This is a genomic window from Texas Phoenix palm phytoplasma (assembly GCF_005774685.2).
GTDB lineage: Bacteria > Bacillota_I > Bacilli_A > Acholeplasmatales > Acholeplasmataceae > Phytoplasma.
Window position 1 is genome coordinate 174,629 of the sequence record NZ_VBRA02000009.1, and the last position, 12,153, is coordinate 186,781.

The 12,153-nt window shown below is 23.6% G+C and carries 7 protein-coding genes and 1 tRNA gene; all 8 read right to left on the reverse strand.

Features of this window, described 5'->3' with window-relative positions:
* Positions 1-4: 4 nt before the first annotated feature.
* Positions 5-1,345, reverse strand: coding sequence for an FAD-dependent oxidoreductase (locus FEF22_RS01925; RefSeq protein WP_138108098.1), 1,341 nt, complete (start codon positions 1,343-1,345; stop codon positions 5-7).
* Between the two features lie 235 nt (positions 1,346-1,580).
* Positions 1,581-6,545, reverse strand: a complete 4,965-nt coding sequence (polC, locus tag FEF22_RS01930; RefSeq protein ID WP_138108099.1) for a DNA polymerase III subunit alpha — start codon at positions 6,543-6,545, stop codon at positions 1,581-1,583.
* A 178-nt stretch (positions 6,546-6,723) separates the two neighbouring features.
* Positions 6,724-6,810, reverse strand: a tRNA-Leu gene (locus FEF22_RS01935).
* Between the two features lie 164 nt (positions 6,811-6,974).
* Complete coding sequence (locus FEF22_RS01940) at positions 6,975-7,928, reverse strand: NAD(P)-dependent malic enzyme (RefSeq protein ID WP_246833708.1); 954 nt, start codon at positions 7,926-7,928, stop codon at positions 6,975-6,977.
* Between the two features lie 764 nt (positions 7,929-8,692).
* Positions 8,693-9,085, reverse strand: a complete 393-nt coding sequence (locus tag FEF22_RS01945; RefSeq protein ID WP_138107754.1) for a Fe-Mn family superoxide dismutase — start codon at positions 9,083-9,085, stop codon at positions 8,693-8,695.
* Between the two features lie 654 nt (positions 9,086-9,739).
* Positions 9,740-9,907, reverse strand: a complete 168-nt coding sequence (locus tag FEF22_RS02290; RefSeq protein ID WP_138107752.1) for a hypothetical protein — start codon at positions 9,905-9,907, stop codon at positions 9,740-9,742.
* A gap of 851 nt (positions 9,908-10,758) precedes the next feature.
* Positions 10,759-10,959: a hypothetical protein gene (locus tag FEF22_RS01955; protein WP_138107868.1), complete on the reverse strand. Its 201-nt coding sequence runs from the start codon at positions 10,957-10,959 to the stop codon at positions 10,759-10,761.
* A 982-nt stretch (positions 10,960-11,941) separates the two neighbouring features.
* Positions 11,942-12,153: PduL/EutD family phosphate acyltransferase (locus FEF22_RS01960; RefSeq protein WP_246833709.1), on the reverse strand; the 212-nt coding region annotated here is incomplete at its 5' end.

A 12,153-nucleotide genomic window follows, 5' to 3' on the forward strand; every position in this document is an offset into this window, starting at 1 on the left:
TTATTTATTTTTTTGATTCTAAAGATTTTAAACCAGCTAAATTTAACAAACTCCAAGGTTTATTGTAATAAGGGTTAAAAAAGAAATCAACAAAAGCTAATTCATTCATGGACATATCTTTTTGAATACAAACACTTAAAGTGTTCATTTTTTCAGTTAAATCAGCAGTAGATAAAATTTGTCCACCTAAAATTTTATTTGTTTCTTTGTTGAAAACAATTTTTAATAAAACAGGATCAAAAGTATTCATAAATTCAGGTCTATTAGCGTCTTTAATAACAACAGAATCACAATTAATACCCATAGATTTAGCAAAATTCTCAGTCATTCCTGTAGAAGAAATATTTAATTCAAAAATTTTTACACAACTAGTTCCTTGAGTACCAAAATATTTTTGAATATTTTTCTTAATATTCATTCCTATAATAGTACCCATTCTAATAGCGCTAGTAGCTAAAGGAATGTAAGAAGGTTTTTTAGTAGGATTGAAATAAATATTAGTGCAATCTCCACAAGCATAAACATCTGGATGAGAAGTTTGTAAAAATTCATTAACTTCTATAGCTCCATTAGGTGATTTTTTTAAAAATTCACCTACTAATTTTGTATTAGGTAAAAAACTCACACACATAATTACCATTTCAGTTTCAAAAGAACCTTTATCAGTTTGTACATGCGTTACTAAATTATTTTTAAGGATAAAATTAACAACTTTATGGCCTAATAATAATTTAACATTATTATTTATTAAAGTTTGTTCAGTTATTGAAGTAAATTCTTCATCTAAATATTTAGACATAACTCTATCTTGAATATCTATCATAGTAACTTCTTTTTTTTGATGAATAAAAGCTTCAGCTAATTCTATTCCAATATAACCGGCTCCTACTATAGTTATTTTTTTAATATTTTTAGCATATTCAATAATTTTATTAGCATGTTCTAAATTTTTAGAAATTAATACATTCTTTGAATTCATTCCTTCTATTTTAGGAATAACAGGCCAAGAACCACTAGATAAAATTAATTTATCAAATTTATCTATAAATTCTTCATTATTTTTTAAATTTTTAACTAAAATTTCTTTTTTTTCGAAATCAATTTTTAATACATCATGTCTTAATCTTACATCAGCACCCATCTGAATTAATTCTTCAGGATTTGAATAAAACAAACCTTGTTTATCTTTAACAATTCCACCAATATATAATGCTATTCCACATGAAAGAAAAGATACATTATCATTTCTTTCATAAACAGAAACTTTTACATCTTCATTATTATTTATCATTGTTTTAACTGCAGCAGTACCAGAATGAGTACATCCAACAACTATTACTTTCATTTTTTTCTCCTAAATGAATAAATCATTCTATATAATTTTTAAAAATAAAATAACTTAATTTTTTTTATAATAAATTATTACAGAAAAAATATTAATAATTAATAAAATTTTATTTAAATTTATATAAAAAATAACAAAAATATTGATATTAAATTTTGTTAATATCTTCTTTATATTATAATGAATATTTTTAATTAAAAAAATATATTTTAATATTTTTTGATAAAAATTAATTTTACTCTTTCGGTAATTTTTCTATTATTTTAAATTCTTCTTTTAATTTTTTAAGAATAGTTTTATTAATTTTAATTCTTGCTAAAAAATCTTTTTGAGTAAATAACTTCTTTTCTCTTTCTTTAACAATATTTTCTGCCAATACTTTTCCTAAACCATCTATAGAAATAAAGGGCATAATTAAACATTTATCACCTTCAATAATAAAATTATATGCATCAGATTTATTTAAATCAATTGGCAAAAATTTAAATTTTCTTGAAATCATTTCAGAAGCATTTAATAAAGTATTAAAAATATTTTGTTCTTTAGCAGTAATATTTTTTTTATTTAAAGAAGACAATTTAGAATTAATCTTTTCAATATCATTTGTAATCATCAATTCATAATCAAATTGTTCTACTCTAGTAGAAAAAAAACCACTATAAAATAAAAGAGGAAAATTTACTTTAAACCAAGCAATTCTAACTGCCATCAAAACATAAGCAGCTGCATGAGCTTTAGGAAAAAGATACTTAATTTTACTTAAAGATTTTATATACCATTCTTCTACTTTATTTTCTATTTCTTTAACTAAAAATGTCCATTCTTTAGGGTTAGAATGTTGTTTTCCTTTACGAACAAATTCCATAATTTCAAAAGATTTTAATTTTTCAACATTTCTATTTATTAACGTATTCATAATGTCGTCACGACAACAAATAATATCATCAAAAGAAATATTTTTGTCTGCAGTATTATTTTCAAAATCACCTTGTTTTTTCAAAACATCTTGAGCGTTTTTAATCCATACATCTGTTCCATGAGAAAGTCCAGAAACTTTAACTAAAGTAGCAAAATTAAAGTCTTTTTTTTCTTTTTTATAAATATTTTTTAAAATATCAATAACAAATTTAGTTCCAAATTCAGGAATCGCTAAAGAAGAAATATTTTTAACAGTTTGAGAAAAAATTCTATAAACTTTAGGATCATCTGTAGGTATATCTTGATAACGATTAAAAGGAAATTTTTCAGGGTTTTTATGAACATAATCCATAAAAAATTTAATCAACATAGGATCATCATGTCCCAAAATATCCATTTTAAATAAATTATTTTCAAAAGAATGATAATCAAAATGAGTAGTTTTCCAAGAAGAAGTAATATCATTAGCAGGAAATTGAACAGGTGTTATTTCAAAAATAGAATTCTCATTAGGAACAACTACAATTCCTCCAGGATGTTGTCCAGTAGAACGTTTAACCCCTTCCAAGAAATGAGTTCTTCTATTTATTTCACAAAAACGTATTTTATCTTCTAAATTTTTATCTTTAATAAAGCCTTTTATATAACCAAATGCATTTCTTTTAGCAACTGTTTGAATTGTTCCTGCTCTAAAAACATAATCTGAACCTAATAATTCTTTAATATAACCATGAGCTTTACTTTGATAATTTCCTGAAAAATTTAAATCTATATCAGGAGTTTTATTTCCTTCAAAACCCAAAAAAGTTTCAAAAGGAATATCTTGGCCATCTTTAATAAATTTTTTAAAACAAAATGGGCAATTCATATCTGGAAGATCATAACCTGAAAAAATACCTTTTATAGAATTATAATCGTTTTTATCAATATTTTTAGAATTAATATAGTTTTGATATTTTTTTTCTTTTTTTTCTTCTTCACTCATTTGAGGAAAAACAGTATATTGACATTGAGAACAACGATAATGTGGTTTTAAAGGATTTACTTCAGTTATTTCTAAAATATTAGCTATCAAAGAAGAACCAATAGAACCACGAGAACCAACAGGAAATCCGTCTTCTATTGATTTTTTAACTAATAAGTAAGTCAAATAGTATATAGGAGCAATACTAGGGTTAGATTTAGAATTATTACTCTTATCAATAATTTTTTCAAATTCAAAAAAAATTCTTTTCTCAACTAAAGGATGCATATGTTCTCCATAAATTGATTTAGTTTTTTCTTTTATTAAGAACTCTATTTCTTTTTTAATACTTGGAACATTTAAATTATTTGAAAAAGCATTATCTTTAAGGAAAAAAAGTTTTTCAGGCAATATATTAATTTTTTCAATTTTTTCATTCAACAAATGAGTATTATTAATAACTAAATCTTGTCTTAATTGTTCATCTTCTATAAAAGAAAAAGAATCTAACATTTCTTGAGTAGTTAAAAAATAATTATCAGGCAAATTATCATGATTATAATTAGATAACCTATGTAATCCACCACCGATTAATTTTGCATTAATATAAACTTCTCTATAAATTTTATCATAAGAAGATAAATAATGAACGTCTCCTGTAGCAATAACAATTTTATTTTGTCTTTTAGCTTCTTTAATTATTTTCATAATAGTGTCTTGGATAATTTTTATTTTATATTCTTTATTATTGCCGCTTAATTCAAAAATAATATGTTTATAAGCGTTGATAGGTTGAACTTCTATATAATCATAAAAAGAAATAACATTACTTAAATCTTTATCATTTTGATATAAAGCTGTATTAAAAACTTTACCATCAAAACACCCACTTCCGATTAATAAACCTTCTCTATTTTTAACAAAATTAGATTTCATAACAATAGGTTTTTTATAAAAATCTTTAGTTAAAGAGTCACTTAAAAGTGAAAACAAATTTTTATAACCAATTTGATTTTTTACCAAAATATTAACATGATAACTTTGTTCAATTATAAACGGTAAAGAACCTTTTAAATCGTAAAAAGTTAAAATATTTTGTTCTTCTAATTGTTTAATCATTTCTAAAAAAATTAAACCAGTTGAATAAGAATCAAATAAAGCTCTATGACTTTTTCCTTCAAGAGGGTTTTTTATTTTAAAAAATTTTGATATTTTTTGCAAATTAAAAAATTTTAAAACTGAATTAAAATGTTTTCTTGCTAAATTTAAAGTATCTATTACAGGAGTTGCATTAAAATTAAAATTTAATTTTTTACTAACTTCTTCTAAGAATCCTATATCAAAAAAAGCATTATGCGCTACTAAAGTATATCCTTCAATAAATTCAAGGAATTTTGGAAAAACTTTTTCAATAGTAGGTTTATTTTTTAAATCATCATTTTGTATTCCAGTTAAATCTATAATTTTTTGACTTAGATCGATTTCAGGATTAATCAATTGGTTAAAACATTCATCTGTTATCTTTCCGTTTTCTATTTTTACTGCTGATAATTCTATTATTTTATCTATATTTTTAGAAAGACCTGTTGTTTCTAAATCAAAAACAACATAACTATTTTTTTTTAAATTAAAATCAGAAAAATAAGGATAATCTTCTTGATTTGTAATAAAAACAGGTTTTTCTTCATTAAAATTAATTTCTAAACCTAAAATAGGTTTTATATTTTTATTTTTAGTATGCTTATAAATTTCCGGATATACATAAATACCATCATGATCTGTAAAAGCTATAGCTTCGTGTTGCCATCTAATAGCTGTATCAATATAATCTTTTGCACTAGTTACAGCATCTAAATTAGACATTTTAGTATGAAGATGAAATTCAATTCTTTTTTTACCTTTATAATTATCCATTCTTTTTAATTGAAAAGGAACCGAATTTATAATTTTATAAGGTTTATAAGATGAATTTTTTTTATCAAAATTAAAACTAAAATAAAATTCTTGATTTTTTTCATATTTATCAACAAAAGAATCAATTTCTACTAAAATTCCTTCTTTTAAATTTTTTCTAATATGAATTAAATTTTCTTCTTCAGCAAGAAAAAATTTTCTATATAAAATAGAATCTTTTTTTTCTAAAGGTTCTAACAAATAAAAAGAAAACAAAATACTTCTTCCTTTTGCTACAACATATTCTTCTTTTTGTTGTATATAACCTTTAATTTTAAAATAACTATATTTTTTTCTAAATTCTTTTATTTTATCATTTGTAATAGGGATACTATTAAAATCAATATACTCAATTTTATTATTTTCTTTATTAATTATTTCTTTAATATTAACTTTATTCATGTTTTGAGTTTTTTCTATATCTTTAATTTCTTTAATGTCCTTGATTTTAAATTTAAAAAGCACACCATATTTTTCTTTTAAAATTACTTGCAATTCTTTTAGAATTTTTTTTATTTTGTTTAAAACATAATAGTCAGGAAGAACAAAATATTTAATTAAATCACAATCACAAAAAAATTCACATATTTTTAATTCAAAATCAACATAATCAATTTTATATTTAAAAATTTCAAAAATTTTATTTTCTTTTTTTTGTTTAATAATCAAATCTAAAATAAAATAAAATTTTTCATTCCATATTAAAGTTTCATCATTAATATTAATATTATCAATATTATCAAAATTTAAATAATTATTACTAGAAATAAAATTATTTTTTCTAATCAATATCTTAAAATTAAAAAAAACAGAATATTCATGCAAAAATAATTTTGTTATTTCATCTAAAAAAAGATATATTTTTTCTTCAAAATATTTTTTAGGTAAATATTCAAAAACAAATAATTCAATACTTTTAAATTCGCATATTTTCATTTCAAAATTAAAAAAAATAATTCTATTTTTTAAAAAATTAAATAAAGTTAAATCTTTATTTCTTTTTTTCAAAATACGATATAAAAGTTCTAAAAAAACTTCTTTTTCTAAATTACTTATCGAATTTAATTCAAAAAAAATATTAGTCTTTAAATTTTTTATAATTTTTTTGCTTTTTTTTTCTATAAATTCATTTACCTTTTTTTCGAAATTATCCATAGATTTTATAATATCGCTTTTTATTGGATTTGTAAAAAAATATAAATTCCAAGTTTTTTCTAATACTTTAATTTTTACTTTTTTAAAAACAAAAGAAAAAGAATTATCAATATTATTATTTAAATATTTTTCGAATAAAGATATTTTATCTTTATAACTATTATGGATTAATTTTTCTTTATTTTCTTTCCTATCTAAAGGTATAAACATTTTTATTACTCTTCTGAATAAAATTAATTTTTTTTCTAATATAAAAAATTATATAAAGAACACAAAATAAAATAAATCAATAAAAAAATAATTATTAATTTTTTTAATATTTTTATTTTTTAATCAATTTTTTAATAATTTATATATCTTAACTTATTTTAATTTATTTTTTATTCTTTGGTACTGATGGTCGGACTCGAACCGACATGAGTTTAATCTCGTTTGATTTTGAGTCAAATGCGTATACCGATTTCGCCACACCAGCATATTTTTTTTATTGAAAAAAGTATAATATTCTTACTTATATTATAACATATATATTGTATTAATGATATATTATATTATTTTTTTAAAAATTTTAAAAAATAAAAAAATGTGTATTTCTATAAAGAAAATACACAAATTTATTTTTTTAGTGAATTAAAAAAATTATTTTTTACTTATTCCTGATTTAATTGCTGCTTTAGCAACTGCTTCAGCAACTTTATCAGTAATATTATGTTCAAAAATAGAAGCAACAATTTTATTTTCATTTAATTCTTCTTCTGGAATAGCTGAACATAAAGCTTTAATAGCAGCCAACTTCATTTCTTCTGTAATTTTAGTTGCGCGAGCTTTTAAAGCTCCTTTGAAAACGCCGGGAAAAGCTGACAAATTATTAATTTGATTAGGAAAATCAGATCTTCCTGTTGCAACAATTCTAGCATTTCCTTTTTTAGCTTCTTGAGGCATAATTTCAGGAACTGGATTAGCTAAAGAAAAAACAATAGCATCTTTATTCATAGTAGCAACCATTTTACTATTAACTAAATTTGGTCTAGATAAACCTATGAAAACATCTTTATTCTTTATAACTTCAGAAATATTTCCTTTTTCATTATTAATGTTAGTTACTAATGACATTTTCTTTTGCATATCGTTTAACCAATCGCAATCTTTTTGAACAGCACCATTTTTATCTACTAAAACTATATTTTTTACTTTCAATAAAAGCAACATCTTAGCAGTAGCTATTCCTGCAGCACCAGAACCTAAAATAACTATTTCAATATCTTCAATATTTTTTTTAACTACTTTTAAAGCATTCAAAAGAGCTGCAGATATAGCAATTGCTGTTCCATGTTGATCATCATGGAAAACTGGTATATCTAATTTTTCTTTTAATTTTTCTTCAATATAAAAACATTCAGGAGCTTTAAAATCTTCTAAATTAATAGCACCAAAAGTAGATGAAATTTTAGAAATTATATTAACAACTTCATCTGAATTTTCTGAATCAACACATATAGGAAAAGAATCTATATTAGCAAATTTTTTAAATAACATTGATTTACCTTCCATAACTGGAATAGAAGCCAATGAACCAATATTACCTAATCCCAAAACAGCTGTTCCATTTGTTAATCGAGATAGAATTAGACCGTTTTTCTGTTTTACTAGATATTAATCTAAGCCCCTCACACCACCGAACAAGCAAGTTTCCAAGCATTCGGCGGTTAAAAAAGTTTTTGCGTTAAAACTTCTTTTTCCTCTTTCGCCTTGTAAAGGTTGTTACCCTTTTCCTTGGTGAGTCAGTCCACTTCTTTCTTCCAAAAGAAGCTTTGTATTACTCACGACTACTATGATTCTGCTTTTTCCTTGCTTCCACAGACTATTCTGTGTTTTTTTTCAGAGAATTTTTTTCTCTAAGAGAAGTTTAGGAAGATCGAAGTTACTCTAATTATCTACGCGACTCCTTTAGGTATGCAGACCTTTTTATAATTTATTCTTCCATCTATATAACATGAAAGAATAAGTTATTTTTTTTATATAAAGGTAGGTTCAAAGTTAGGTTAATAACAACCTTATAATTTTTTTATTTTTTTTATAAAAAAAATGATAATTTTGAAAATTTGAGAAAATAATTTTCAAATAACTTTGGCAAACAGTTACAATTCATTTCTGTTCAATAGTACAATTACTCCGTTTATTGCATTTAGCCTTCTTTCATAAAGGTTATCCATGTGAGTCATTCTTCTGGCGTGATCTTGTTGGATATGAATTTCTCCTCAACCCGCTTTTATTCTTTGCTGTAACTTTTGATTCTTTCGTTTCAAAAGCCAAGAATCTGAAGGAACACATTATCATGATGTTCGTGATGCGTGAAATCACTGATAATTAGGCATCATTTCGCGCCCTAAATCTATACCTAAAATAGCATGTCCTGATAATAAAACAACATCTTGATTGGAAGTTGAAACAATTTTTAAATTATTATCAAAATCTAAAATTAACCAAGTCCAACCACTACCAAAAAGTTTTTGACATTCTAAAGAAAATTGATTTTTAAAATTTTCTAAATCTCCAAAATAAAGTTTAATAAATTTATGTAATTCACTTTTATCATCATATTTTGTATTTAATTTTAAAATTGACCAAAAAAAACAATGATTTAAAAATCCACCACCATTATTTAATCGAGATAGAATTAGACCGTTTTTCTGTTTACTAGATATTAATCTAAGCCCCCCACACCACCGAACAAGCAAGTTTCCAAGCATTCGGCGGTTAAAAAAGTTTTTGTGTTAAAACTTCTTTTTCCTCTTTCGCCTTGTAAAGGTTGTTGTCCTTCTCCTTGGTGAGTCAGTCCACTTCTTTCTTCCAAAAGAAGCTTTGAATTACTCACGACTACTATGATTCTGCTTTTTCCTTGCTTCCACAGGCTATTCTGTGTTTTTTTCAGAAAATGTTGTTCTCTGAAAGAAGTTTAGGAAGATCGAAGTTACTCTAATTATCTACGCGACTCCTTTAGGTATGCAGACCTTTTTTATAATTTATTCTTCCATCTATATAACATTAAAGAATAAGTTCATTTATTTGCAGGTAGGGTTCAAAGTTAGTTAACAATAAACCTATAATGTTTTTTAAAAACATTGATAATTTTGAAAATCCAATAATATAATTTTCAAATAACTTTGATGAACAGTTACAATTCATTTCTGTTCAGTAGTACAATTACCCCGTTTATTGCATTTAGCCTTCTTTCATAAAGGTTATCCATGTGAGTCATTCTTCTGGCGTGATCTTGTTGGATATGAATTTCTCCTCAACCCGCTTTTATTCTTTGCTGTAACTTTTGATTCTTTCGTTTCAAAAGCCAAGAATCTGAAGGAACACATTATCATGATGTTCGTGATGCGTGAAATCACTGATAATTAGGCATCATTTCGCGCCCTAACAGTTTGTCGAATGTCTTCAGGTATTAAAGAAACATTTTTTAATAAAAAAGTTATATCATTTTTTTGTATATCAGGATATTTTGATAAAGCAAAATTTAAATTATTAATATATGTTTGATGATGTTTAGTATATCGCGATAGAATTAAGACGTTTAGCTATTTTTTTAAAAGTTATTATCTTAAGCCCCGCACACCACCACGCAAGCAAGTTTCCAAGCACGTAGCGGTTACAACATTTTTAATATTAATTATTATTCAAATTATTATCAATAATATATTGATAATTTTTCTAAATAAAATATGTATTATTAAAAATATATTTCTTTTTAATAATTTTTTTATAAATCGATAAAAAATATTTTTTATATTTCTGATAAATCAATATTCAAAAAATAATCTTTATCTTTTTAAAAAATAATATAAAAATGTGGTTTCCTCTTTCGCCTTGTGAAAGTTATTATCTTTCTCCTTGGTAGGCCATTATACTAAAACATTCCAGTTTAGCTTTAAGTTTCCTACGACTACTATGATTTTGCTTTTCCCTTGTCCCCACCAACTTAGGTGTTTTATTTAATTAATAAATTAATAAATAAGGGATTTAGAGAGATAGAAGTTACTATAAAAAACTACCGTGTACTTTTAGGAGAGATAACCTATTCCAAAAATATATAGGTGGATTTTTGTCTATTTTCCTATAAAAAGGATGATAATTTAATTTGTCAGTTTAAACAAATTAATACAAAAACTAAGAAATTTTTAATATTTCAAGGTTATGTCATAACTTCTCTTTTTTCTCTTAGGATTATTTCAAATCTTATCCATGAGTACTTTCATCTTGCGAAATCATATTGGTTAAATAATTTTACCTCAATTCGCTTTTATCTTCTGCTGTATTTTATAGTCTTTTCATCCCATAAAACAAAGATATGATGTACAACATTATCACAGTTGTTGCAATTGGTTAAATTGCTAGTATTTTATGCATCTTTCTCGCCCTAAACCTGACAATACATATGATATCGATTAACAATATAATTTTCTATTGAATTAATACTACTTTTTTTAAAAACAACTTTATTATTATATATTTCTATTCCTCTAATTAATCTATCTAAATCAATAGAATCATTAACTCCAGTAAAAAAAGAATCTCTTTTTAAATAATCTAATCTATCAAAATCTAATTGACTAGACAAAAGTTTTTCTAATAAAACAAATCTATGTTCCTTATTTATAATCGCGATAGAATTAGAAAGTTTTAATTTAATAAAAAATAAATTAATTATTAATATTTATTTTTTCTAAGCCCCGCACACCACCACGCAAGCAAGTTTCCAAGCACGTAGCGGTTACTCATAAAAAATGAGTTTCCCCTTTCGCCTTGTAAAAGTTATTAACTTTTTCTTTAGTAAGCACATTACATTTCAATATTCCAATTGAAAATTTGATTAACCTACGACTACTATGGTTCTGCTTTTCCCTTGCCTCTTTTAAATAAATAATGATAAAAAAATTATTTTTTTAAGTAAGAAGTTTAGGGAGATAGAAGTTACTAAAAACACCACCTTTATACTTTTAGGAGAGATAACCTAATAATAAATATAAAATATAAAAATAAAAAATAATTAAAAAATAAATTTATTGATTAGGTGGATTCTTGTTATTTATATAAAAATTAAAATGATAATTTAACTTGTTCCAATTTATAACAAATTAAAGCAACAAGAAATCGGGATTATAATTATTGTATCCCGTTTTTAAGACTGATTTCTCTTATTTCTCTTAGGAGCATTTCAGCTCTTATCCTTGAGTATATTTCACCTTGCGAAAATCTTATTGGATAAATAATTTCACCTCAATTCGCTTTTATCTTCTGCTATATTTTATAGTCTTTTCATTCCATAAAACAAAGATATGATGAACAACATTATCACAGTTGTTACAATTGGTTAAATTGTTAATGTTTTAAGCATCTTTCTCGCCCAATCGGATCTCTAAAAACTTCTAATCTTTGAAATTCTTCTGGTTTGTTAAATTTTTGTTTCTTTAACATTAAAAACTCTCTTTTTTAAATTTTTTTATTTAAATTGAAAATATAAAAAAACTGATTTAAAACAGTTTTTTTATAATACAAATAATAATTTTCTTGAAAAAATAAATATAAAAATATTTAAATTCTTAAACAATTAGTTCTACTAAATCGCCATTTTTTAATAAAAAAGCACTAGCATCATCAGTATCTAAATGACATTCTAAAGAAAAATTTTCATCTACACGGCATAAAACATTACCTAAAATTCCTGACTTAATTCCTTCTATTTTTATAGAAACTATTTGTTTATCAATAACATTAAATTTTTTAGCATCAATTGGAGATAAATGTATATGTC